Origin of the sequence: Nocardia gipuzkoensis (genome assembly GCF_021183645.1) — a bacterium.
GTDB lineage: Bacteria > Actinomycetota > Actinomycetes > Mycobacteriales > Mycobacteriaceae > Nocardia > Nocardia abscessus.
The window spans coordinates 4,742,220-4,765,901 of the sequence record NZ_CP089225.1; the positions used below are offsets into that span (position 1 = coordinate 4,742,220).

The following is a 23,682-nucleotide window of genomic DNA, read 5'->3' on the forward strand; positions in this document are numbered from 1 at the left end:
CTGGGGTTCGTGGCGACGCGGATGTTCGCGGACGAGGAGTTGGAACGTCTGCGGGGATTCCCGGAGATCAGCCGCGAGGAGCTGTTTCGATACTTCACGCTCACGTCGGCGGATCTGGCGTTCGTGGATCCGGGCCGCGGCAGGGGACCGGCCGAACGGCTGGGCTTGGCGATCGCGTTGTGTACGCTGCCGTGGCTGGGATTCGTGCCGGATCGGCTGGTCACGGCCCCACCGGGAGCGGTGGCCCGCCTCGCCGAGCAGCTGCGGGTCGACCCGGTGGTGATCGGTGCCTATGGCAGGCGAGCCAAGACCCGCACCGAGCATGTGCGCCTGGCCGCGCGGTACCTGGGATGGCGTGCGGCCGGTGCGCTGGAGTTCAAGGAGCTCGACGAGTTCCTGCTCGCGCGGGCGATGGAGCACGATTCCCCGACTCTGTTGTTCCGGCTGGCGTGTGAGTATCTGATCTCGGCGAAGGTGATCCGGCCGGGCCCTGTCACCGTGGTGGAGCGGGTCGCCCACGCCCGGCACCAGGCCCAGACCGAAACCTATGACCGGCTCGCTCACGAGTTCACTGCGGCGCGGTGTGCGGAGTTGGACGGCTTGCTGGTCACGGACGCGTCGCTGGGGATCTCGCGGTTGCGGTGGCTGTCGACCGGGCCGGTGGAGGCGTCGGCGGCTGCGGTCCGCGCCGAGGTCGACAAGCTGGGGTTTCTGCGGGGTTTGGGTGCTGATCGGCTGGATCTGTCGGTGCTGCCCGCCGAGCGGCGCCGGTTCTTGGCCACGATGGGCCGGCGTCTGAGTCCGCAAGCCCTGGAGCGTCGGGATCCGCAGCGCCGGTATCCGATCCTGCTCACGGTGCTGGCCCAGTCGGGCACCGATGTGCTCGATGAGGTCGTGGTGTTGTTCGATCAGGCGATCTCGGCGAAGTTCGGTGCCGCCGAACGGAAGATGCAGCAGCAGCTGGCCGAGCGCGGCAAGACCGGCGAGGACCGCCAGGCGCTGCTGGACGATCTCTTGGAAATCGTCACCGACCCGACGGTGGCTGATGAGGAGATCGGCGCGCTGATCCGCGGCGAGAAGATCGGGTGGGAGCGCCTGCGCGCGGCGATCGCCCAGGCCAAACCCAGGTTGCCGCGTGATCACGGGCATCTGGCAGCGCTGGATTCCTCCTACAACTACCTGCGCCAGTTCACCCCCGCAGTGCTTGAAGCGGTGCGCTTCGCCGGCGGCACCGCCGCTACCGAGCTGCTGATCGCGGTGAACATGCTGCGCGAGCTGAACGCGACCGGGCGGCGCAAGGTCTTCGACGACGCCCCGACCGGGTTCGTGCCGACGAAATGGCGCGGCTACCTCGACGAGGCCCGAAAGACCGGTAGCGCCACCGCGTACCGGCACTACTGGGAATTGTGCGTACTGCTCGGACTGCGCGACGGGCTGCGCAGCGGGGATGTGTTCGTGCCCGGCTCGCGCCGCTACGCCGACCCGGCCGCCTACCTGATCACCACTGGGCAGTGGGAACCGCAACGCGGCGAGTTCTGCCGCCTGGTCGGGCGATCCGCCGATCCGGGCGTCGCGCTGGCGGCCGTGGTCGCCGAACTGCACGATGCGGTCGGTGAGCTGGAGGCGGTGCTGGCCGGCGGGGACGGCCCGGTCAGGGTGGACGAGGGCGGGGATCTGGTGATCTCGCCGCTGAGCGCGGAAGATGTTCCCGCCGAGGCGATCGCGCTCAAGGCCGAGCTGACCGAGATGCTGCCGTTCGCGCCGATCGTTTCCTTGTTGATCGAGTTGGACAAGCGCACCGGCTACCTGGACTGCTTCACCCACGCCGGCGGCCAGGCCACCCGGACGCCGGAGCTCAAACGCAATCTGATCGCGGTACTGCTGGCGCACTCGACGAACCTGGGGTTGACCCGGATGGCGCAGGCGTGCGGGATCACCTACGACATCCTGGCCTGGACCGATGAGTGGTATGTGCGCGAGGAGACCCTGCGCGCGGCCAACCTCGTGTTGATCGGCTACCATCAGCGGCTGCCGCTGACCGCGGTGTTCGGTGCCGGAACGCTGTCGTCGAGCGATGGGCAGCGGTTCCCGACGCGTGGGAAATCAACCACGGCCAGGCCGTTGAGCCGGTATTTCGCCAGCGAGGGCCTGTCGACCTACACCCATGTCACCGATCAGCATGCCACCTACGGCACCAAGGTGATCGTGGCGACCAAACGTGAAGCCCATTACGTGCTCGATGAGATCCTGGGCAATGCAGCGGATCTGCCGATCACCGAGCACGCCACCGACACCCACGGGGTCACCCTGGTCAACTTCGGGTTGTTCGACCTGCTCGGGATGCAGCTCTCGCCGCGGATCCGGGATCTGGGCCGGATCACCCTGTACCGGCCGGGCCCGCGCGCGCAGGCCGAGGCCCGGTTCCCGCACGCGGGCCCGCTGATGACCCGCAAAGCGAATCTCGGGTTTGATCGCCGAGCACTGGGACGATCTGCTCAGGTTGGCCGGATCGTTGAAGTTCGGGCACGCCACCGCGTCGCTGCTGGTCGGCAAGCTCTCGGCGTCGGGGCGGCAGAACACTCTGGCCGCGGCGCTCAAGGAGTACGGGGCGCTGCGGCGCACCATCTACGCCGCGAGGTACCTCTCCGATCCGGACTATCGGCGCAAGATCTCGCGGCAGCTCAACAAGGGCGAGTCGCTGCACGCGCTGCGGCGCGACCTGCTCTATGCCCATAAGGGGATGATTCGGGCACGCCATCTCGAGGACCAGACCGAGCAAGCCTGGTGCCTGACCTTGGCGACCAACGCTGTGATCGCTTGGACCACGGAGTATTACGGGCTCGCTGTCGATCAGATGCGTCGGGCCGGGCAGCGTATCGATGACGAGGTCCTGGCCCACATCAGCCCGGCCCACAGTGCCAACATCAATTTCTTCGGCGCGATCGAGGTCGACATCGACGCCGAGCTGGCCCAGCTGGGCCCGACCGGGTACCGGCCGCTGCGGGTGCGTGACACCTTGTTCTGACTGCGCGGCCGATCTGTGGTTACGGCCTGCCGGTGCCGGTCGGGCTGGTTGATGCGGTGGCTGTTGAGTGAGCGGTGAGGAAGTTGTCGACGAGCCGGGCGCAGTCGTCGTGGTCGATGGTGCGTAGTCCGGTGAGGCGGGCGAACACGATCGGGCCGAGGAGTTCGATGATGGCGAAGGTGGTGTCGAGTTCGCCGAGTGTGGCGCGGGCGTCGGGGCTGGTGAGGATCTGGTCGAACGGTCGGCGGTATTGCTCGATGACGCGGGCGCGTAGTGAGGTGAGCGCGGCCGGGTCGGTGTGGTTGTCGTCGATGGATCCCATGGCCAGCCAGGCCAGGGTGGTCATCTGTACCGGGGCCTGTTCGATGAGGTCGGCTTGGGTGGTGAGCAGCGTGAGGAGCTGCTCGCGTACCGGGGTGGTGCCGGTGAGGGCGTCGACGTGGGGGAGCAGCCGTTCGAAGGTCGCCGCGAGCAGATGGGTGGTGCTGCCGAAGTGCCGGTAGAGGGTGGCGCGCGCGACTTTCGATACGCGGGTGACCGCTTCGACGGTGACCGCCTCGACACCGCCGGTGGACAGCAGATGGGTGGCCGCGTCGAGCAACCGGTTGCGTGAGCGTGCCAGCCGCGGATCGGCCTGCTCGTCGTCCGCGGGGTGCGGGTCGGTCATGGACGCGTGTTCCTCCGGATTCGTGCCGTGCGGCTGTGGGTGTGAGTGGACTCTATCCCACACCCCGACCCCTATGATACGAATGGTCTCGCACAGAGACTATCGGTCTCTAAAGTCGGGAGGTGCCGGTGGACACGCCTGGGACGGACACTGTCGAGATCGCCCGGTGGACCCGGGCCGAGTGGTGGATGCTGACGGTGTCGTGCCTGGCGGTGGCGCTGGTGGTCGCGGCGATGGCGGCGTTGTATTCGGCGTTGCCGCAGATCGCGGTCGCGACCGGGGCCACCCAAGCTCAGCTGACCTGGATCGTCGACGGCTACACACTGGTGCTGGCGTGTCTGGTGCTGCCCGCCGGCGCCGTCGGTGACCGTTACGGGCGACGTGTGGTGCTGGTGGCGGGATTGGTGGTGTTCGCCGCCGCCTCGGCGCTGCCGCTGCTGCTGGACGAGCCGGTGTGGCTGATCGCGACGCGCGCCCTGGCCGGGGCGGGCGCGGCGCTGGTGATGCCCTCGACGCTGTCGATCCTGACCGCGGGGTTCGCCCCTGTTCATCGCGGCCGGGCGGTCGGGATATGGGCCGGGGTCGCCGGATCCGGGGCGGTGCTGGGGATCCTCGGTGCCGGGGTGCTGCTCGAACGATGGTCGTGGCCCTCGGTGTTCGTCGGGTTGACCGTGGCCGGGACGGTGCTGGCGGTGCTGGCGTGCACCATCGCCGAATCCCGCCACCGTGAGCATCCGCCGGTGGACTGGGTCGGCGCGGGCACGGTGGCGGTCGCGGTCGCCGCGATCGTGTTCGCCGCGATCGAGGTCCCCGCACGCGGCTGGGCCGACCCGCTCGTCGCCGCCGCGGCCGGGATCGGTGTGGCCGCGGCGGTGGCGTTCGTGGTCGTCGAACTGCGCAGCGCGGCGCCGCTGCTGGACGTGCGGTTGTTCACCCGCCGCGGTTTCGGTGCCGGGTCGCTGTCGGTGACCATCCAGTTCCTGGTCACCTTCGGAGTGTTCCTGCTGCTGGTGCAGTACCTGCAGCTGATCTTCGGTTACGGGCCGCTGGCCTCGGCGCTGGCACTGGCACCGATGGTGGTGCCGCTGGTCGCGATCTCGGTGATCGCGCCGTGGCTGTCGAGCCTGGTCGGATTACGGGTGATGACCGTGACCGGCCTGCTCACCATCGCCGCCGGGCTGGTGCTGGTGAGCCGGTTGACCCTGGCCGCAAACTATCCCGACCTGCTGTGGCCGCTGCTGATCATGAGCGCGGGCCTGGGATTGTGCACCGCCCCGGCGACCTATGCCATCGTCGCCGACACCCCAGAGGCCAAACACGGGGTCGCCGCCGCGGTCAACGACGCCGCCCGCGAGATCGGCGCCGCGATCGGGATCGCCGTGGCCGGCAGCGTCCTCGCCGCCGGCTACACCCACCGCATCCAGCCCGCCTTGGCCCGGCTACCCGAGCCCGCCCGCGGCCCGGTCGCCGATTCCCTGGCCGCCGCCCTGCAAGTCGCCGACCAGGCAGGACCGGTAGCCGCGCCGCTGGCCGAGTTCGCCCAAGCCGCGTTCGTGCACGGCAGCGGCCAGGCCGCGCTCGCACTGGCCGCCCTCACCACCGCCACAGCGATCGTGCTGGCCGTCCTGGCCCCCGGCCGCACGCCACGCCCGCACATGAGAACCTCTCCCCCCTCCTCACACGCCTCTCCTCGTGAAAGACGCCCGTCATGACGGCCTACCACACGATCATCGTCGACACCGACGGATCCGACCGCTCCTACCGTGTGGTCGAGCACGCCGCAGAACTCGCCCACGCCACCCACGCCCGGCTACTGATCGTCTGCGCTCGCCACCGCATCGACGAACACACACCCAAGGCCCACCTCGACCGGCCCGGACCCGAGACCTCCCCGCTGCACGGCAGCACCCCCGCCGACACCGTCCTGCGCATCGCCCACCAGCACGCCCTCGCCCACGGCGCCACCGACGTCGACACCCACATCCTGGACGAACCCGCCCTACCCGCGCTGCTGCACCTGGCCGCGGCCACCGCCGCCGACCTCATCGTCACCGCCAACCCCCACCGGTCACCACTGCTGGCCCAGCTGCTGTCCACCCCACCGATCGAGCTCGCCCGCAAAACCCACTGCGACATCCTCATCACCGCCTAAACACACTCACAGAAAGCACCCATGACCGAGAACACACCCAGCACCCACACACCCGAGCCCCGCCAGGTCCCGGACTGGATCCCCGCCTTCCCCGTACACGCACCCGACTCCGCCGACCTGCCGCCCCACCACGACCACTGCCTCGGCTGCGGACCGGCCAACCCCCACGGCCACCAGCTACGCGCCCGACGCGACACACACGGCGTCTACGCCCACCACCGCTTCGACTCCCGCCACGTCGGCGCCCCAGCGATCGCCCACGGCGGCGCGGTCGCCACCGTCCTCGACGAACTGTTCGGACTCCTGCTCTACACCGTCGGGGAACCCGCCGTCACCCGCCACCTCGCCATCGACTACCTCGCCCCGATCCTGCTCGACACCCCCTACACCCTCCGCGCCCACATCCACTCCCGCGACGGCCGCAAACTCCACCTGAAAGCCACCATCGAAAACGACCACGCCCACGTGGTCACCACCGCCACCGCACTGTTCCTCATCGTCGACGTCAACCACTTCCTCACCCCACAACAAACCCCCACACACCGATAACACCCCCTGACCTGTTCCGTAACCCGATCGTCCACCGGAACACCACGCAGAACGAACATCGGCCCAGCACACCGGTGTTCCGTAGAGGTGTTCCGCAAACTGTGCCGGTCAACCCCCGCCATCTGGAACACTTTCGGCATGGGTGAGCCGTTCCGCATCGGATACTGCCGCTGCTCCACCGACGAACAAGACGTCGAGATCCAAACCGAACAACTACTGGCGCTCGGAGCGCCGCGCGAGCGGATCTTCATCGACAAAGGGTTCTCCGGGACCACCCGCAAGAACCGGGCCGGCCTGGACAACGCACTCGCCGCCGCCACCTCCGCCGCAGCGGCCATCGACGAGCGACAGGTAGTGCTCATGCTGGCAGGTAGTTCCGTATGCGCGCCCGCATTCGCCGAGCGCAACCTTGCGGCGCTCGAAATGGCCCAGGAATTCCTCCCACTCGGCATCGGTAGGGGTGCGGTATTCCTCGCTCGGCCGCGTTCCTCGGCGCCGCGTGATGAACGCGCGGTGGCCGTTGATTGCTTCTTGTGGGTAGACGGCCTTGTAACCCATGGTGGTGGATATGTCGTTGTGACCCAGCAGCATGCGCAATGTGCGGGGGCATCCCGTTCAGAATTGCGTCCGTGGCAAATATTCTGCGCAGGTCGTGGGGCACGAAGTAGAGCGGTTGGCCGCCGGCGTCTTTTATGTCCGTCGACTCGAGTATTTCCCTGATGCATTTGCGGATCGTCGACGCCGCTATGGCTCGCGTATGGCTGCCGTTGTTCCACTGGAACAGCAGCGGAGCCGGCGTGGCCCAGCATCGTTCGGAGAGGTCATAGAAGGGGACCAATGGAATGGCTCCGTCCTTCTGCCGAACTCGGGCGATGATCGCGGATATGACATCGGCCAGCTCCGGACTGACGACGAGGAGGCGTTCCTCGTCGGTCTTGGACGGCGCGACGTGCAGCAGCGGGATGATCTGCCCTGCTTGGGGGTGTCGATACTGGATGATGCTGTGATGGCTCGTTTCGAGCATCTCCTCGACCCTGACGCCGGTGTGCCGAAGAAACTCGACTGCTGCCCAACCCCAGAAGGCACGATGGTCCTCGGCACGAAGGTGGCGGCGGCGGCCGGTCGAGTCGAAGACGCCCGTAACCATACTGAGCCGCTGATTTTCGTTTCTGCGTGCGGAGACTCTGGTGAAGGTCTCGCCGAAGACGGTGAACGGCTTGCCGGGTTCAGAATTCAACGCTGCGTCCAGTCGGAGGCGGGCCTCCTCGGTGCGGCGTTCGGCGGTCCGCACCAGAACTGGCAGCAAGGGCAGGCGTTCGCGGGTCCGCTGGTCCATGCGCGCCTTTCGGCGCGAATTGACCTTCCTGGTCGAGTGCGCGGTTTCCGACGCGCGGATGGGGCACGGAACGGCCCATCGCGGCCATCGCGCAGAATCCTCGGTAGCCCATTGCGCGATGTCCAGGTAGAACGCCCGGACTGTGGTCAGGAGTTGGAGGTAGTTCACCCGTGGGACGGTGACCTCGACGGTGGTCCCGTCCGGCAGGCGCTTATTCTGGATCTTGACGCGGAGGCGTTCTTTCCACGCATGCGCCACTTTCGGGTCGAGGTCGAGCGAGTCGATGCCTGGATGGTGTGCTTCCAGATCCGTCCAGAAATTCATAACCAGCACCCGCGACAACGAGTCGAGTGTGGTGTAGTCCAGGGCGACTTGCCGTTCCGCCAGGTAGCTGACCAGCAGGTTGCGGACCTCGGGATCAGCGACGTGATACCGATCCACGAGTCGCTCGATGCTGGATCGTCCGCCATAGTTCATGATTGCGCGCAGGGTCACCGGCGCACCCTGCGGAAGGAATCCCGCAGCCTCGAGCAGGGTGTAGAACAGATAGCGCCCCTTTCCGGGCAAACCGATGGCTATCTCCTGCTTGCGTAACTCGACACAGTCTCCGACGGTGATGTCGCGAACGCCGCCGCCCTTGGTCAGCAGCAGGACACAGAGCTGCCATCGGATGACGGGGAGGCAGGTGCTCGACCGGATTTCGGGCGTCATCGCCGTCTTGAGTAGCCCGAAACCCGACGGATCGCGATACTCGGCGATCCTAGTCGTCCAGGTTCCGGTTCGGTTGATAGTAAGCAGGAATGTCGGGCTGGGACAGATGATCCTTGCAATGGACAGCAGCATCAGCGCGGTCAGCAGCTGGGACTTGTCGCCTACCCGGCCGTGTGCCCGGTGCCATTCCGCGGCGGCCGCAGTCCAGTGCGGCTCAGCGGTTTCGGCACCGCTGGCCTGCCATCGCTGCTGCCAGGTCTCGCCAGGGAAGATCTCCAGCCTGCCGAGCAGCCTCTTGACACACAGTCTGCGACGAAAGCGCATATCGTCCGACACCGGAGGAAGCCGTAACCCCTCGAGCCGTTCAATGGTTTTCTCGACGGTCAGGGCCTGACGCGAAGCGGAAAGCACTGGTCGAGCGGGAAATTGATCCAGGATGGTCTCGGCGAGCACTCCACGCGCTTCGCGCGTCAGTTCCTGCTTTCGGCTGGTCGAACCGACCTCAGCCGTCGCTGTGGTTGTCGATGATTTCACTGCGTCCTGCCGAATATGACGTCGAGAGAACGTGGGTCGTAACCCGACGCTGGCGGCTCCGGTGGGGCTGCCGCGCGCTCGTTCTGGCGCGCGTGGTGGGCGAGCGCAGCCGTGATCACCTCACCGTGGGTAGGGGTGGTGTAGAGCTGCGTGGTCGTCAGATCGGCGTGGTCAAGGATCCACTGGACGTCGGTGATGTCCATGTCCGGGTCATCGGCCATGCGGTAGGCCGCGGTGTGCCGAAGGGCGTGGAGCGGATAGTTGGAGCCGAGCGCTTCCTGGGCGCGGGTGAACATTGCTCGGGCCGCGTGATAGGACAGCGGCCGCCAAGGTCGGCGTAGCGTGAACCAGAGTGGATGGCGGTGACCGCGGGAAGCGCCCTTGCGCCAGAGTTATTCCTGGTAGAGCCGCAGCCAGACGAACGCATCAGGCGAAGCCGGCAACTGCTGAGCTTTGCGAGAACCCTTTCGTGTAACCGTGATCAGTTGCTGGCCGGGATCCTCATCGCCCTGGCAGGCGGACAGTAGTTCTTCGGCGCGGGCGCCGGTGGACACCCAGAGCGCCAGCAGGGCGCGGTCCCGGTTCGACTTCAGTGCCGCGAACACCGTGTTGAATTGCTCGTCGGGGATCTTCTTCGGGATCCGCTTGGGAACCTTCGGCCGATAGCGGCCGACCCGCTCCTTCCGATGCGGATCCATCGGGTTGTGGTGCGCGTGAGCCCGCCTTGAGCGTCGTGAGCGGTCCAGCGGGAATGGGTTGATCAATGGGCCTTTGCCGAGTTCCAGCTGGAAGTCGTAGAACGCCCGCCAGACGGTCTCGGCGTGCGCCCGCGACGCTGGCGAGTACTTCGGTCCCGGGCTCGGCCTGCCAGTGACGGCATTGACGACCTGGCTGGGGCGGCCGCGGGGCAAACCGGGCAACTGGCCGTCGGTCCGGTGCCGCCAATGAACTCTCATCGGCTTGTCCGCCAACAACCTCCATCGTCCGAAGTCGCGCCCCTCCATTGGCGTTACTTTGTCCCACGACATGCCGATCGCGGCGAGGAACCGCCACCAGCGAAGCAGATCGCTGCCATATGACCGGATCGTCGACGGCTGCTTGTCGGTGGCCTGTAGCTCGGCGAAGTACCTCGCCGCGGGTTCGATGACCGCGCCGTTCGCGTCGAGAAGCTGGTATGGCTCCCACACGTCACCGGTCCTTTGGAGCCGACCGACGTCCGGCACAACGAGTCTCGACAGATATCGCTCGCCGCCCTCTTCGCACATGGCGAGGAAAGCTAGCAGAAACCTAAGCTGACCTGCAAGGATTACGAAGTTAGTTCAGTCAATACGTCATCGAGGCTTGCGGCGGGGTCTTGGAGGGGGTCGAGCTTTGGGCCGACGGCAGCACGATGCGACGGTACTGGATCGACTAGAGGCGCCATTGCTCGATCGTGGTCCCACCGCCGTCCCGCACCTTGGCGGTGAAGCCATTCCGTTGGCCGAACCCGCAGATCTCGGGTGTGAAATGGGCGTGCGCCTGCGTGGGCATCTCGGCAGGATGCGAGCATGGTTGCCCCGTTGGATATCCCGCGTTTGACTGCAAACGACAGATTTGTGCTCCGCTCCTGGGAGATCAGCGACCTGCCTCTGGTTCGAGAGGCGTCGAGCGACGATCACATCCCGTTGATCACGACCGTTCCGGCGGTGTACTCGCGAGAAGCAGGCGAAGCCTTCGTGCGTCGGCAGTGGGAGCGTGTATCGACCGGCAGTGGGTATCCGTTCGTCATCGTGCGGGTTGAGGACGGTCGGCCGCTCGGGTCGGTCGGTCTGTGGTTGCGGGACCTGGACGAGGGGCGTGCGATGCTGGGCTACTGGGTGGTCAAGTCCGCTCGTGGTCAGCGGGTCGCTGCGGAAGCGCTTCGAGCGGTCACTGCCTGGGCCCTTACTGACCTGGAGATCCGCCGCCTTCACCTATATGTCGAGCCCTGGAATGCCGCATCCCAGCGGACGGCTGAGCGTGTGGGTTTCCAGTGTGAGGGCCTGCTCCGCAGTTGGCAGCTGGTCGGCGAGGAGCGTCGGGACATGATCATGTATTCGATGTTGGGTTCTGATCTGTCCTGATCGGCCGCCTGTTGGCTGACCTCGGTGGGCACCTCCAGATTCGGTACCGTCGCTTACGACCATGACGGCCTCCTACTCGGTCAGGGCTACTATGACCCGCTATCGCCCGGGACGACGATCATCCCGGACGGGCTGCCGAGCGGGAAATTAGCTGGTGAAGGCCGCTGTTCGCGCGGCACTATTGTCCGATGACCGAGATCGAAATCCCGGTGTCCCGGATCGCGTGGAGCGAGCTGCCCATCTCGGTGCGAGGCGAGATCGAGAGTCGCTTGGGCGCGGGAGTGCGTTCGGGATCGACCCAACCGGGCGGATTCAGCCGCGGAATGGCATCCCGGCTAGCGATGGTGGACGGTCGCACGGTGTTTGCCAAAGCAATCCCCATCAGAGACCGTTTCGCCCACCGGTACCGGATCGAAGGCGACACCGCGACTCAGCTCCCAGCAGAGATCCCGGCACCAGCGGTGAGGTTCATGCTGGAAATCGACGGGTGGCGAGTCCTGGTATTCGACGACGTCACCGGTCGCCATCCCCGTTTCGACCAGCCTACGGAATTGGCGGCGGTGCTCGCCGTGGTCGAGGACATGGCACGGATGCTGACACCGAACCCACTACCGGACGTACCGACCCTGGCCGATGATCTCGGATCGGACTTATCAGGTTGGCGGAAGCTGGCCGGCGGCGAGCTGGCCGGTAACTTGGACGAGTGGTCGGCCCGGAACGTGGATCGGCTCGCTGTTCTCGAATCCGGGTGGGAGCGTGCCACGGTCGGGCAGACGTTGCTGCATACCGATCTTCGCGCCGACAACATGCTGGTGCGCCCCGATGGCACGGTGATGATCGTGGACTGGTCCTGGCCATCCGTGGGTGCGGCGTGGGTGGATCTGGTGTTCCTGGCGACCGCCTTCGCCCTGCATGGGGTCGATCCCGAACCGATCCTGGGCTCGCACGCCCTCACCCGGGGCGTCGATCCTGATGCGATCTCTGCGCTGGTGTGCGCGCTGGCGGGGTACTGGATCCGAGAGAGCCGTCGGCCTGGAGGGTCGCAGTCGGTGGCTCTGCGTCGGCACCGCGCCGAGTCAGGTCGCGCAACGGTTGCGTGGTTGCAGCGGCGGGTCGGGTGGAAGTGAGCGCAGCGCGGTCCGCTATGACCGGTGGTGTGAACACGAGGTACGAAGTCGAACATGCGCAGCGGATCGCCGCCGCGCATGACGACCTGGAGCGGCACGGTGCCGCGGTGGTGTCCTGGCTCTTTCCCGCGTCAGTTCGGTATGCGATTGCGGCTGAGGCCATCTGGTTGGCGGAGCAGTTGGGCGTCCGTCGGGACTTGGCTTTCGCCGAGACAGGTTTCACGCCTCGCCGGATGAGGAACGTGAGGCGGGCGCAGATCGCGGAGAGCGGAGTTGTGATCCGGGAGACGTATGCATCACCCGAGGTCGCCGAGGTTGTGGCTGCCGTGGCCGGTCAAGCTGTGTATTCATGCCCGTATGAGCCCGAACAGTTCGTGGTTACCCAGCTGGACCGGGTGGGTGACACGCATGGATGGCATTGGGACGATTACAGTTTCGCGCTGGTGTGGGTGGCCGAATGCCCGGACACCGTTGACGGCGGATTCGTCGAGTGTGTCCCGGGCACGGTGTGGGATAAGCAGCAGCCGGGCATCGAGCAGGTACTTCGTGATCGCGCGATCCACCGGCTGGAGGCCGGTCCGGGACAGGTGTATCTCATGCGGGCGAGTACGACGCTGCATCGGGTGCACCCGATTCGGCGGGGCCGCCGCACGATTGTGAACATGGCGTTCGCGGCGGAGGATGAATTGTCGCGGCCCGTATCGCACGAGACGATGGACGCACTGTGGTCCGAGCCTGGGGATTGAGCGGAGGAAACCTTGCCGGTTGAGAGCGTCACATTGGGATCAGTGGACGGTGTGCGGCTCGACGCAGCGGTCCATATGGCATCCGTTCCGGCCAAGGGGGTCGTGCTGCTGGTGCACGGGATCACTGTGGATATGGACGAGGGCGGTGGGATGTTCGTCCGCTTGGCCGAGCGACTGACCGCTGTGGGATTTGATGTCGTGCGGTTCTCGTTCCGGGGGCATGGAAACAGCGGTGGGACGCAACGCGGAGTGACCATTGCTGGCGAGTGCCTGGATCTGGAGGCTGCGGTGCAGTTCCTCCAGGGGCGGTTTCCGGGCCGGTTTTCGATTGTGGCGGCTAGTTTCGGGGCCGTGTCCACGGTGCTGTCGCTGCCGTGGCTTGCTGATGGGCTTGATCGGTTGGTGCTGTGGAATCCTGTCCTCGACCTGCGGCATACGTTCCTGGAGCCGGATTTGGCGTGGGGTGAAGAGAACTTCGGCGCGTCGCAGCGCAAACTATTGCACGACACCGGAGTCCTGGTGGTCGACGGGGAATTCGAACTCGGCCGCGTGTTGTTCAGCGAGTTCGCCCACTACGACCCACTGGCACGATTCCTCGACAGCACCGTGCCGTCGCTGATCGTCCATGGAGACCGTGACACCGCGGTCTCCTACGAGATTTCCGCTCGGGCCGCGATGTCGAGGCCGAATACGGCGCTGCGTACCATCGCTGGTTCGGATCACGGCTTCGACTCGCGGGAGCGCGAAGATCAGGCGATCTCGGAGACGGTTGACTGGCTGGTCGGCCAGGTCGCGCCCGCCTCGTGACTCCCAGGGACCTGCACGGGCCGATTCGGCTCGGTGATGATGTGATCATCGGCGAGCACTGCGTTCTGGGATGCCCGAAGGAAACGCGTCTGCGGGAAGCTCAACGTGGGCGATGGTCGGCGGGTACTCCTGTCGTGATCGGAGATCGGAGTCTGCTGTTCAACCAGGTCATCATCCAGGAAGGCACAGCTCTTGGCATGGAGTGCGTGGTAGAAGACCGGGCACGGATCGGGTACGGGTGTGTGATCGGCGACCGGACCCGGGTCGTCCACGGCGCCTACATCTGTGATCGCGTCACGATCGGCGCGGACGCGTGTGTCGCTGGGTTCGTTTGCGATGCGACGGTGATCGGTGACCGCGCGACCGTGATGGGCGAGCTGGTCCACGAGTACACGAGTCCGCATCTGGGTTGGTGGGGAGTGGATGAAGAACCGCCCGTGGTCGAGGCGGATTCGGTGGTCGGGTTTGGTGCACGAGTGGTCGGCGGCGTCCGGATCGGGCCTCGCAGCTACGTCGCGGCCGGCGCGGTCGTGACCAAGAACGTGCCGAGTGAGCACGTCGTCACCGGCGTCAATGTTCACACGCCGATCGGCGAGTGGCCCGGTAAACGTCTTTCGGCGCTGATCGAACACTGGACGGCACCGCGACCGATGCGGTGATCGAAGCCGCGCATCACCACCGAATGAAGTCGGAATTCTCGGTGTCGCTGCCGGCGTCGTCCTTCGGTCGTTGTGTGACCAGCGGCGGATCGAACGCTAGCGCGGTGAGTCGCGGTGCGAACCGTGCCCGCACATCGGGTCGTGGATGTGGTGTGTAGAGGGCGGGAAGGAACTCGTCGACCGGCACGATGGCCTCGGTGAGTTCGGTGGACAGTGCGGTACGCAGGCCACTGCGAGTGAGCAGATAGGCGTAGCTGCAGTGGCTGTAGCCGGGGTGGACGATCCCGGGAACCGGCGTAGGGGTGTCCGGCCGGAGCAGGTCGCGCCCGAGGTACAGCATGTCGAATGCGATATCGACTTCGTCGATCAGGTTCAGGGTCTGGAGAAGGCGTGGTGCGAATTCCGGTGGGAGGGTCGCGTCGTCTTCGAGGATCAGAGTGTACGGGGCTGCGCTGTGCTTCTCGGCGTGGTTCCAGCATGCGAGATGAGCGAGAGTGCAGCCTATTTCGCCGTATTTGAGCGGTCGATTCCACCACGGGTTGTCGGAGTCGATTTGCCAGTCGAACAGCTTGATTCCAAGCGCCTGGAGGTCGCTGGTGGCGAGTTGCCGGCCGTCGATGACCACGTCGAGGTCCGAGGTGTAGGTGACCGTCATTGCCGAAGGTAGCCGGGCGCTGATCCATGCTCGGCGGTCTTTCCGCCGTGGCAGATTCACGACATAGGTGGCGATGTCGTCCAGATTCGTCACGCCGTTTGCCCGGGGGAGCAGCGGTGATGGCAGGTGAAGCGTTTGGTGTTGTCGATCACGACTCCCCAGTTCGCGCCGTGGGGGCGGGACATGAGCAGCAGGGGCTCCATGACGGTGAGGTCGGCGACGTCGGTGATGCCGCCGACGCGACGGGCTTCGGTGACCACGACGAAGTCATCCTGACCGACGTGGTCGGAGAGGTATTCGACATTGGTGGGTCCTCGTCGTGGATCGAGTAGTGCGCGGGCCGCGCCGAGGACCCCGAGGGTGAGGCACCCGCCCAGCAGTAGCGCGGTGGTTCCCTGCACGGTGAGCCGGGTGAGCACGGCGAGGTCTTCGATCAGCTCGCCACCGGGTGTCCACCGTGGAGCCATACAGAGGTTGTCCAGTTCGGGTACGACGAGCGGGTCGTCCTCACCGAGCGGATTCGCATCAAAGTAGAAGGGTAACTGAGGGAGGAACTCCCGGTATTTGGCGTTCCACGGTGGGCCGCCGATCACCACGAGAACCTCGACCTGGGTATCGAAGTACTCCGAGGGCGCGAAGTCGCGCACAACCGCGGTGGGAGCGAGTTGCGCCAGTTGGGTGCGGACGAAGATCAATGTGTCCAAGTCAGCGAACTTGGCATACCGCAGGTAGTTCCGATCCTGTGGTGACGCATACTCTGGACGTTCGTCCACGGGGATTTCGGAGCAGACAATGTCGACGCCACCGCTAGGACGCAGGCCCCAGAACCGGCGCACAGCATCGTAGGGATCCTGTTTGCTGGCCCGGCCGTGGTGGCTCGGGCTGCGGTCGATGGCCTGCGTCTGTGCCCCGTCAGGAGCCGACGAGATCGTTACCAGGAGATAAGCCAGGGTGTCGAGGGCTTGGTCGGAACGGCGGCGCACGGTCTTGACCGCGCACTTGAGGTGCTGGGCCAGGGACTCTTGCCTGTCGGTGAGCGTCGGGTAACTGTGGTCAGGTCGAACGTTGAAATCCACTTCGGCGTAGACCCGCTCGCTCTCGGTGAGCTGACCGATCGCCTGACGCAGGATTGCGGCGAGATGTTCGATGTGTTCGGCAGAGCCAGGCTCGGTGTCGGAGTCGCGGCACAGATATGCCTGCACAGGTTCGTCGATGATGGTGAGCAGTGCTGTGGGCCGCGCCAATCCGAGTCCGCGGCGCACCCGTCTCAAGCTGTCCTTCACCTGGTCGATAGAGGGCGGCGCCAGCATCTGTCCACCTTATGTCCAGCGAAGGCGAATGCGACATCGGGTTTCCCGAGCGGCCGTACTACCTGTGTCCAGAAAATGTCCACTCCAGTCCAGGGTGTCCAGAAACTCGGGATGCAGCAGGGATAGCACATACAGCGCAGTGGACAGACACTCGAATCGTGGCTGATCGAAAATCTGTTCGGAAGTAGCAGGATTCGTGCACTCCAGCCACCGTCCAGGAGACCGACGGAAGGGAAAAGTCATGTCGGAGCACGCCACCACCACGGCCGAGCGTGGGGAGTACGAAGCCCCCAAGGTGGAGACGAAATCGATGATCAGCCGCCAGTGCGACTGAGATGACAACCCTGGTCGGCCGCGGTGTGGTCGGCCAGGGACCGGCGGCAACAACAAGGGGTGGTCGAATGCTGACCTTGTACGTGGGTGATCTCCACTTTTCGGGATGGTCGATGCGCGGTCGAGTCGCGGTGGCCGAGAAGGGCCTTCCAGTGGCCGAAAGGATCGTGGAGCTGGATTGGCCGATCCGGGAAAGTCCGGACGGGGTGCTGTTCGCCGGCGACGGGACCGACGAACGCGAGGCCGGTATCGGCTGCGCGTGTGATGCCGACGAACTCGCGGAAGCCGATGTCGAAGGCATTCTGGAGGACTCCGCGATGTCGCTGCTGCCTCGGGTCCCGATTCTGGCCGACACCGAGACCGGAGCCGTTGCCGGAGATGTGGTCTCGATCGCCGAATACCTCGATGAAATCGCACCGGACTCCGGTCCCAGCCTCATGGGCACCACGCGACGCCAACGGGCCTTGGTCCGCTCTATCTCCGCCTGGGCGAGTCACGACCTGCCGTACCTGCGCGAGGGCGCGTCCTACGCACGCTCGCTCCGTACCGCCCCCGGCATTCCTGGGCCCGGCGCGGTGGAGCAGGCACGGTGGCTGTGCGATGTAGTGTCCGGATTGTTGCGCCGTTCGGGCGGTCCGTTCCTCGTCGGAGACTTCGGGCTCGCGGATGTGATGGTGTCGACCTACTTCCAGCAGCTCCGCGGCTGGCATATCGGCATCGACGACCCCACCGTGCGCGACTACGCGGGTCGACTGCTGGAACGACCGTCGGTCGCTGACCACATCGACCAGGCCCGCGCGATCTACCGGGCCATCGACGAAGCCCCGACCGGGTCGCCGCAGTGGATCCTGCGCCACTACCGCTATCACCCGGGCAAGCAATTGCTGCACGACTGGCAACGCGACCGCTGCGAACAACTGGTCAACACCACCGCCGCGGAGGCAGTACAGCTGGCCTATCAGGGTCTCGACCTCGAGCAGATCACGCAGACGCTCGCCCAAACCTATGAGGTGCCGCCGGAGCGCGTTGCCGACGACGTCACCACGTTGTTCGCGCGGCTATCACCCGCCTGACCGCTCGACGCGAGGAGCATCGCTATGCCCGCCACCCTGTCCCGGGCCCTGACCCAGCAGCTGAGATACCGTGCCGACCTCGGCCTGCTGTTCGACCCACACACCGGCACCTTCCATCGACTCCGCAACGCGGTCGCCGAATCGATGGTGTCCCTGATGTTCTCCGGCGCCGATGACGACACCGTCATCGGCGATATCGCGCAGCGCTACAACGCCGCCCCCTCACGCGTCGCCGCCGACGCCGCCGACCTGGTCGCCACCCTGACCTCCCCGCAGCCAGCAGCCGTCCAGGACGACGGCCGCGGATCGTTGCTGGGCGTCGACAAGCGGTTCGACACGAAGCTGGACTTCCCGCTGCGGCTGGAAATCGAGCTCACCGCCGTATGCAACTGGGCGTGCGGATTCTGCTACAACGTGTGGAAGATCGACCCGGACATGAGCGACGCCGAGGTCCGGCGCGCGGTAAAAGCATTGCCGGAAAAGCATATTCCGACCGAGCTGGCATGCTCGATCCTCGACGAATGCGCAGACCGGGGCTGTTTCGTCATCCGCTACAGCGGCGGTGAGACACTGCTGCACCCCGATGCGATGGAGATCTTCGAACACGGTGGACGCCGCGGCCTGTACCAGGTGGTGTTCACCAACGGCCACTTCCTCACCGCCGAACGGGCGAAGCGGCTGGCAGCAGCGAACGTGCGCTGTGTCCTCGTCTCGATCCACGGCGACCGCGACACCCACAACGAACTGACCGGCCATCCCCGCGCCTATGACCGCGCGATCGACGCGATGCGACTGCTGATCGACGCCGGCATCACCGTGGTCGCGGAGATGACACTGGTCAAAAGCAACATCGACGGTGCGCTGGACGTCATCCGCGATGTGCATGCGCTCGGGGTGCGCGAGTTCGGCGTCATGCGCTACGTCCCGACCGGCCGCCACGACGACCGCTACGGCATTCCGGTGTCGGTCACCATGCCGCTGATCACCCGCATCGACCACCTCCTTGCCACCGAATGCCCCGGGATGACGGTGGCGTGGCCCTGCGCGCAGAAGGTGTGCACCTCCGATACCGACACCCCGTTACGGTCCGACGACCCAACCCTCGGATTGCGGCTGTCGCAGATATCCGGGCACTGCGAATCGGGAATGGTGTGGGGCAGCGTCTCCTACGACGGCCGATTGCGGAACTGTCCGCACTCCAACGTCTACTTCGGTTCCCTGCACACCGAACCCCTCGCCGGAGCATGGCCCGCCTTGACCGACGCCGTGCACGCAGCGGTCGCCACCAGGCCAACCTGCACCGGTTGCGCAGTCGCCGACGCCTGCCGCGGCGGCTGCCACCTGCCCAGCTTCTTCGCTCCAGCGACCGGAGTAGCGCTCGGAATGCCCGCTCTCGCCACCGATAGGATTTCCGGATGACCACGGCAACTGCCCACAACGACAACCCCTCCGTCCCCGTATCGATGCAGGAAGCGATCCTTCGTCTGCAGGCGTACTGGTCGCAGCGAGGTTGCCTGCTGGGTCAGCCGTTCAACACCGAGGTCGGTGCCGGCACGATGAACCCCGCCACGCTGCTGAGTGTGCTGGGTCCGGAAATCTGGAACGTCGCCTACGTCGAACCATCCGTACGTCCCGACGACTCTCGATACGGTAAGAACCCGAACCGCTTGCAGACCCACACCCAGTTCCAGGTGATACTCAAACCTGAACCGGGTGATCCGCAGGAGTTGTACCTGGGTTCGCTGGCCGCGCTCGGTATCGACCTCGATGCCCACGATGTGCGGTTCGTGGAGGACAACTGGGCTCAGCCGGCGATCGGGGCGTGGGGTCTGGGCTGGGAAGTCTGGCTCGACGGTATGGAGATCACCCAGTTCACCTACTTCCAACAGGTCGCGGGACAGAACCTCGACCCGATCCCGGTCGAGATCACCTACGGCCTCGAGCGGATCCTGATGGCGATCCAGGGCGTCACACACTTCGAGCACATCGCCTACGCGCCCGGCGTCAGCTACGGCGAAGTGTTCGGCCAGTCTGAGTACGAGATGTCGCGCTACTACCTCGACGACGCCGACATCGACACCACCCGTGGCCTGCTCGCCGCGTACTCGGCCGAAGCCGACCGGATGATCACCACCCGGCTGCCGGTCCCTGCGCATGTACATGTCCTGAAATCCAGCCACGCATTCAACATTCTGGATTCGCGCGGTGCGGTGAGTACAGCCGAGCGCGCGAAGTGGTTCGCGGTGATGCGCAAGCAATCCCGCGAGATCGCCGCCCTGTGGACCGACTTACGTGCGGAGGCCGGGTATCCGCGCGGAGTACACGCCCCGCCGCCGCTGGCCACTTCTCCCGTCGATCCCGCCACGATCACTTCAGCACCCGGATCGGTGCTGCTGTTCGAGATCGGCACCGAGGAACTACCGCCGCATGTCGTGACCGCGAGCATTTCCAGCGTGCGCGCCACACTCATCGAACTCCTTGATTCCACTGCCCTGCCGCATGGTGAGATCACCGTGCAGGCGACCCCACGCCGGATCGGCGTGCGAGTCGAGGGCATCGCCGATAGGGAACCCGACAGCGTGAACGTGCGCCGGGGCCCGAAGGTCGCCGCAGCCTACGATGCCGACGGTAAATCCACTCCGGCTCTCGCCGGTTTCCTTCGTGCGCAGGGTGTTTCGGCCGATGATCTGCAACGGATCGAAGTCGGCGGTGCCGAGCACGTCGCGGTCGAGAGCACTCGCGCCGGCCGTTCGGCGGCAGTGGTACTCACCGATGTCCTGTCCCGGCTCACCCTGTCGTTGCGGGCGGACAAGAACATGCGCTGGCGTGATCCGGAATTGAGTTTCTCCCGCCCTATCCGATGGCTCACCGCGCTACTCGGCGACCAGATCCTCCCGATCACCGCCGGCACATTGGTAGCGGGCCGCAGCACCCGAGGCCACCGCCAGTCCGCTACACCGACGTTCGATCTCCCTGCCGCCGACCACTATCTCCCAGTACTCGAGGCCGCGGGAATCGTCGTCGACCCGGTCGAGCGCCGCGCACGCGTCGTGTCCTCGGCCGCCGCTCTGGCTGAGGCCGCGAACGGCCGGATCGACGTCGACGGCGACGCCGACCTGATCGATGAGATCACCAACCTCGTCGAATCCCCGACCGGTATCCTGGGCCATTTCGACCCGAAATACCTCGACCTGCCAGAACAAATCCTCATCACTGTGATGCGCAAGCATCAGCGTTACCTCCCGGTCCGCTCCGGCGCGGGTGACCTGCTGCCGGTCTTCGTGACGATGGCCAACGGCGACTGCGACGCCGACGTCGTCCGCGGCGGCAACGAAAACGTGCTCCGCGCCCGCTTCGAGGATGCCGCGTTCTTCTGGAATGTCGACCTGACCATCGCCCCTGACCAGTTCCGGGCCCGGCTCGGGGCACTCATGTTCCACGAGAAGGTCGGCACCATGGCTGACCGCGCCGACCGCATTGCCACAGCGGCCTCCATACTTGGCACCCGCAGTGGCCTCCCTGCTGCTGACGCGGCCACCTTGACCCGCGCTGGTGCCCTCGCGAAGTTCGACCTCGCCACCCAAATGGTGATCGAAATGACCTCCCTCGCCGGCACTATGGCGCGCGAATACGCGACCAAGTCCCGCGAATCCGAACCAGTGGCCACGGCACTGTGGGAAATGGAGCTGCCCCGCTCGTCCGGAGACGACCTCCCCACCACCACACCCGGCGCGCTCCTTGCATTGGCAGACCGCTTCGACCTCCTGGTCGCGATGCTCGCCGTCGGCGCCAAACTCACCGGCAACGCCGACCCCTACGGCCTGCGCCGCGCGGCAGCCGGAATCCTGGCAATCCTGCGCGACCACCCCGAACTCGCCGACGTCACCATCCCAATCGGCCTCAGGACCGCCGCCGACCAACTCCGCGGCCAGGGCCTCACCATCGACCCCGCGGTCCTGTCCACTGCTGAGGAACTGATCACCACCCGCTACGAGCAGCGACTCCGCGACGAAGCAGTCGGTCCAGGACTCATCGCCGCAGTCCGTCCCTCCGCCGAGGCCCCGCATCGCGCGGACATGTTGATCGACCAGATCAGCGAAGCCAGCGAGGACAACCGATTCGCCGACCTTGTGGAAGGACTGCAACGGATCATGCGGATCCTGCCTCCCGCCGCGCCCACCACCTACGACCCCGCTAGGCTCATCGGCCCCGCCGAGCAGCAGCTCCTGACCGTGATGGGTTCGGTGCCTGTTGCCGATGGCAAGCCGTTGACCGAATGGATCCCCCACGGCCACACCCTGATCGAGCCACTGACCACGTTTTTCGACGATGTCCTGGTCATGGCCGACGACCCCGCCGACCGCACCGCACGGCTGGGTCTACTGGCCGCGATCCTGGCGAAAGCTCCAGCCGGAATCGACTGGCGAGAAGTCCACCAAATGCTGCAGAAGCGGGATGGATGACACTCGTCGACCCGGCACCGCGCAGGCGGCTGGAGCCATGGCGGATCGCGACGTCATTGTCAGACGGTCAGAGCTTCCGTCATGAGTTACCGCTGCCGCCGCGCGGGCCGCCGCCGTCAATTCGTGTTCGGCAGGAAATCGAATTCGCCGTCGCGGGCTCCGGCAACGAAGGCGGTCCATTCGCCATCGTCGAAGCGGAGCCTGATCGCGCCATCCGCAGTCTGGACGAGGGTGTCCGCTCCGTCCTTGCGGACATTGACGATGCCGTTGGCGCTGCGCGAGCCGCTGCGCGATTCGTCGATAAACGCGGTCCATGCGTGGAGATCGAAGGTGATCGTGCCGTGCGAGGGGTGCTTGCTGTGCCGCAGGTAGACGCGACTATCGCGGGGGGCGACGTCCACGCAGTTCTCACCGGCCCCGCTGTGGCTGGATGTCCGCCAGCCGGCGGAGGGGGCGACCTCGACGCAGTTCTCGCCGTTGCTGCTGTAGCTGGATGTCCGCCATTCGAGGCGGGTGCCGGTGTTCACCGTCACTCCTTGTCTGTCAGGGTGCTGATTCGGGCTCTGATGACTTCAGCGGAGTCGGACTCCGACAGCGCTGCCTCACAGAGCCGGTCAGCTGCCATTTTATACAACTGCACCTGGTCCTGTTCCTGCATGTACAGGGCGCCAGCCGGGTATTCGACATATCCGATCGATTGGGCATTGTCGAAGTTCAGCAGCATGAAGTCGCCGTCGAGTCCGTCGTGGACGGTGACGCTGAGCGGCATGATGTGCAGCTCGACGTTGTCGAGTTCCTGCAGTTCGAGTAGGCGCTCGAGTTGCGGCCGCATCACCGTAGAACCGCCGACCAGGCGATCGAGTACGACTTCCTCCAGGACGGCGCGATACCGCGGCGGGTTGTTTGCTGCGGTGAGGCGTTGTCGTGCCATCCGCGCCTCCACAACCTGAGGTGCATCGATCGGCGGAACTCTCAGGTTCCCCTGAAGAAGCGCCATTGCGTACTCGGGTGTCTGGAGCTGTCCTGGGAGCAGTGTCTGTTCGTAGGTGAATACCGAGGTCGCGAGCCCTTCGAGTCCGACGAAGGTGCGGAACCAGTTCGGGAAGGCGTCGCCGAACGGCGCCCACCAGATTGTCTGGTCGGCCTGGGACGCGAGCGCGGCGAGGCGTGTGATGTGGACGTCGTCGGCGCCATAGAGCTTGAGTAGGTGAGTTACCTCGTCAGGTTGTTGCTGATTACGGCCCGATTCGAGGTAGTTGATCTTTGTCTGGGTGCAGCCGAGGTGTTCGCTGGCCTGGCGCTGTGACATGCGGGCTCGTTCCCGAGCGTCGCGTAACTCCCGGCCGATGAGGAACCGCAGGGCATTCGGATCTGACCGGTCCCATCCTGGCGTCGTCATCGCGGCCTCCATTCATCGATCGTGCGTTAGCACC

At 65.8% G+C, this 23,682-nt stretch carries 19 protein-coding genes and 2 pseudogenes; 13 read left to right on the forward strand and 8 right to left on the reverse strand.

The annotated features are described in order from the left end of the window. The first annotated feature begins 9 nt into the window (after window positions 1–9). A pseudogene (locus LTT66_RS21480) lies at window positions 10–3,025 on the forward strand (Tn3 family transposase). Window positions 3,026–3,044: 19 nt separating this feature from the next. Here LTT66_RS21480 and LTT66_RS21485 read toward each other — a convergent pair. Next, window positions 3,045–3,692, reverse strand: coding sequence for a TetR/AcrR family transcriptional regulator (locus LTT66_RS21485; RefSeq protein WP_043737888.1), 648 nt, complete (start codon window positions 3,690–3,692; stop codon window positions 3,045–3,047). 188 nt (window positions 3,693–3,880) lie between these two features. On the opposite strand from LTT66_RS21485, the gene LTT66_RS21490 reads away from it, so the two are divergent. From LTT66_RS21490 to LTT66_RS21505, 4 genes and pseudogenes are all read left to right on the forward strand, one after another. Further along, on the forward strand, window positions 3,881–5,404 hold the full coding sequence (locus LTT66_RS21490) for an MFS transporter (protein WP_210747209.1): 1,524 nt from the start codon (window positions 3,881–3,883) through the stop codon (window positions 5,402–5,404). After that, window positions 5,401–5,844: a universal stress protein gene (locus LTT66_RS21495; protein ID WP_043737890.1), complete on the forward strand. Its 444-nt coding sequence runs from the start codon at window positions 5,401–5,403 to the stop codon at window positions 5,842–5,844. The genes LTT66_RS21490 and LTT66_RS21495 overlap by 4 nt, the downstream gene beginning before the upstream one ends. Window positions 5,845–5,865: 21 nt before the next feature. Further along, the gene (locus LTT66_RS21500; protein WP_051047383.1) at window positions 5,866–6,393 is read left to right on the forward strand and encodes a PaaI family thioesterase; all 528 of its coding nucleotides are present in this window, start codon (window positions 5,866–5,868) and stop codon (window positions 6,391–6,393) included. A 138-nt stretch (window positions 6,394–6,531) separates the two neighbouring features. Continuing rightward, a pseudogene (locus tag LTT66_RS21505) lies at window positions 6,532–6,657 on the forward strand (recombinase family protein); the annotation flags it as partial. Window positions 6,658–6,751: 94 nt separating this feature from the next. Here LTT66_RS21505 and LTT66_RS21510 read toward each other — a convergent pair. The 3 genes from LTT66_RS21510 to LTT66_RS21520 form a co-directional block, all read right to left on the reverse strand. After that, a complete protein-coding gene (locus LTT66_RS21510) occupies window positions 6,752–8,974 on the reverse strand; it encodes a tyrosine-type recombinase/integrase (protein ID WP_051047384.1) in 2,223 nt (740 codons plus the stop codon). Beyond that, window positions 8,971–9,270 (reverse strand): tyrosine-type recombinase/integrase, encoded by a 300-nt coding sequence (locus tag LTT66_RS21515; RefSeq protein WP_228792424.1) that lies wholly within the window; start codon window positions 9,268–9,270, stop codon window positions 8,971–8,973. The genes LTT66_RS21510 and LTT66_RS21515 overlap by 4 nt, the downstream gene beginning before the upstream one ends. A gap of 96 nt (window positions 9,271–9,366) precedes the next feature. Continuing rightward, window positions 9,367–10,161, reverse strand: a complete 795-nt coding sequence (locus tag LTT66_RS21520) for a site-specific integrase (RefSeq protein ID WP_232110913.1) — start codon at window positions 10,159–10,161, stop codon at window positions 9,367–9,369. A 360-nt stretch (window positions 10,162–10,521) separates the two neighbouring features. On the opposite strand from LTT66_RS21520, the gene LTT66_RS21525 reads away from it, so the two are divergent. The 5 genes from LTT66_RS21525 (at window position 10,522) to LTT66_RS21545 (ending at window position 14,415) form a co-directional block, all read left to right on the forward strand. After that, entirely contained in the window at window positions 10,522–11,076 is a 555-nt protein-coding gene (locus LTT66_RS21525; protein WP_043737892.1) for a GNAT family N-acetyltransferase, read from the forward strand. Window positions 11,077–11,417: 341 nt separating this feature from the next. After that, a complete protein-coding gene (locus tag LTT66_RS21530; RefSeq protein WP_253807870.1) occupies window positions 11,418–12,203 on the forward strand; it encodes a phosphotransferase in 786 nt (261 codons plus the stop codon). A 17-nt stretch (window positions 12,204–12,220) separates the two neighbouring features. Continuing rightward, window positions 12,221–12,949: a HalD/BesD family halogenase gene (locus LTT66_RS21535; protein WP_054814845.1), complete on the forward strand. Its 729-nt coding sequence runs from the start codon at window positions 12,221–12,223 to the stop codon at window positions 12,947–12,949. A gap of 42 nt (window positions 12,950–12,991) precedes the next feature. Continuing rightward, window positions 12,992–13,756 carry an alpha/beta hydrolase gene (locus LTT66_RS21540; RefSeq protein WP_232110914.1) on the forward strand — a complete coding sequence of 255 codons (765 nt, stop codon included), beginning with the start codon at window positions 12,992–12,994 and terminating at the stop codon, window positions 13,754–13,756. Between the two features lie 41 nt (window positions 13,757–13,797). Then, a complete protein-coding gene (locus LTT66_RS21545; protein ID WP_232110915.1) occupies window positions 13,798–14,415 on the forward strand; it encodes an acyltransferase in 618 nt (205 codons plus the stop codon). Window positions 14,416–14,428: 13 nt separating this feature from the next. On the opposite strand, the gene LTT66_RS21550 is transcribed toward LTT66_RS21545, so the two are convergent. Beyond that, the gene (locus LTT66_RS21550) at window positions 14,429–15,163 is read right to left on the reverse strand and encodes a glycosyltransferase family 25 protein (protein ID WP_043737899.1); all 735 of its coding nucleotides are present in this window, start codon (window positions 15,161–15,163) and stop codon (window positions 14,429–14,431) included. After that, entirely contained in the window at window positions 15,160–16,380 is a 1,221-nt protein-coding gene (locus LTT66_RS21555) for a hypothetical protein (protein ID WP_082393300.1), read from the reverse strand. The genes LTT66_RS21550 and LTT66_RS21555 overlap by 4 nt, the downstream gene beginning before the upstream one ends. 446 nt (window positions 16,381–16,826) lie before the next feature. Here LTT66_RS21555 and LTT66_RS21560 point away from each other — a divergent pair, with 446 nt between their 5' ends. Genes LTT66_RS21560 through LTT66_RS21570 form a run of 3 tightly spaced genes read left to right on the forward strand, consistent with a single transcriptional unit; the run spans window position 16,827 to window position 22,249 of the window. After that, window positions 16,827–17,786 carry a PqqD family peptide modification chaperone gene (locus LTT66_RS21560; RefSeq protein WP_138456833.1) on the forward strand — a complete coding sequence of 320 codons (960 nt, stop codon included), beginning with the start codon at window positions 16,827–16,829 and terminating at the stop codon, window positions 17,784–17,786. 24 nt (window positions 17,787–17,810) lie between these two features. Then, entirely contained in the window at window positions 17,811–19,205 is a 1,395-nt protein-coding gene (locus tag LTT66_RS21565) for a radical SAM protein (RefSeq protein WP_051047388.1), read from the forward strand. Further along, a complete protein-coding gene (locus tag LTT66_RS21570) occupies window positions 19,202–22,249 on the forward strand; it encodes a glycine--tRNA ligase (RefSeq protein WP_051047389.1) in 3,048 nt (1,015 codons plus the stop codon). The genes LTT66_RS21565 and LTT66_RS21570 overlap by 4 nt, the downstream gene beginning before the upstream one ends. A gap of 116 nt (window positions 22,250–22,365) precedes the next feature. On the opposite strand, the gene LTT66_RS21575 is transcribed toward LTT66_RS21570, so the two are convergent. Next, window positions 22,366–22,776, reverse strand: coding sequence for a DUF397 domain-containing protein (locus LTT66_RS21575; RefSeq protein WP_051047393.1), 411 nt, complete (start codon window positions 22,774–22,776; stop codon window positions 22,366–22,368). 2 nt (window positions 22,777–22,778) lie between these two features. Beyond that, entirely contained in the window at window positions 22,779–23,660 is an 882-nt protein-coding gene (locus LTT66_RS21580) for a helix-turn-helix domain-containing protein (protein ID WP_233060319.1), read from the reverse strand. Window positions 23,661–23,682 lie beyond the last annotated feature (22 nt).

What these genes read in the sequence shown, in the direction of transcription:
- LTT66_RS21485 (WP_043737888.1), bottom strand. Translation starts at nt 3,692, where the DNA reads ATGACCGACCCGCACCCCGCGGACGACGAGCAGGCCGATCCGCGGCTG.
- LTT66_RS21490 (WP_210747209.1), top strand. Translation starts at nt 3,881, where the DNA reads ATGCTGACGGTGTCGTGCCTGGCGGTGGCGCTGGTGGTCGCGGCGATG.
- LTT66_RS21495 (WP_043737890.1), top strand. Translation starts at nt 5,401, where the DNA reads ATGACGGCCTACCACACGATCATCGTCGACACCGACGGATCCGACCGC.
- LTT66_RS21500 (WP_051047383.1), top strand. Translation starts at nt 5,866, where the DNA reads ATGACCGAGAACACACCCAGCACCCACACACCCGAGCCCCGCCAGGTC.
- LTT66_RS21515 (WP_228792424.1), bottom strand. Translation starts at nt 9,270, where the DNA reads ATGTTCACCCGCGCCCAGGAAGCGCTCGGCTCCAACTATCCGCTCCAC.
- LTT66_RS21525 (WP_043737892.1), top strand. Translation starts at nt 10,522, where the DNA reads ATGGTTGCCCCGTTGGATATCCCGCGTTTGACTGCAAACGACAGATTT.
- LTT66_RS21530 (WP_253807870.1), top strand. Translation starts at nt 11,418, where the DNA reads ATGGTGGACGGTCGCACGGTGTTTGCCAAAGCAATCCCCATCAGAGAC.
- LTT66_RS21535 (WP_054814845.1), top strand. Translation starts at nt 12,221, where the DNA reads ATGACCGGTGGTGTGAACACGAGGTACGAAGTCGAACATGCGCAGCGG.
- LTT66_RS21555 (WP_082393300.1), bottom strand. Translation starts at nt 16,380, where the DNA reads ATGCTGGCGCCGCCCTCTATCGACCAGGTGAAGGACAGCTTGAGACGG.
- LTT66_RS21560 (WP_138456833.1), top strand. Translation starts at nt 16,827, where the DNA reads ATGCGCGGTCGAGTCGCGGTGGCCGAGAAGGGCCTTCCAGTGGCCGAA.
- LTT66_RS21565 (WP_051047388.1), top strand. Translation starts at nt 17,811, where the DNA reads ATGCCCGCCACCCTGTCCCGGGCCCTGACCCAGCAGCTGAGATACCGT.
- LTT66_RS21570 (WP_051047389.1), top strand. Translation starts at nt 19,202, where the DNA reads ATGACCACGGCAACTGCCCACAACGACAACCCCTCCGTCCCCGTATCG.
- LTT66_RS21580 (WP_233060319.1), bottom strand. Translation starts at nt 23,660, where the DNA reads ATGGAGGCCGCGATGACGACGCCAGGATGGGACCGGTCAGATCCGAAT.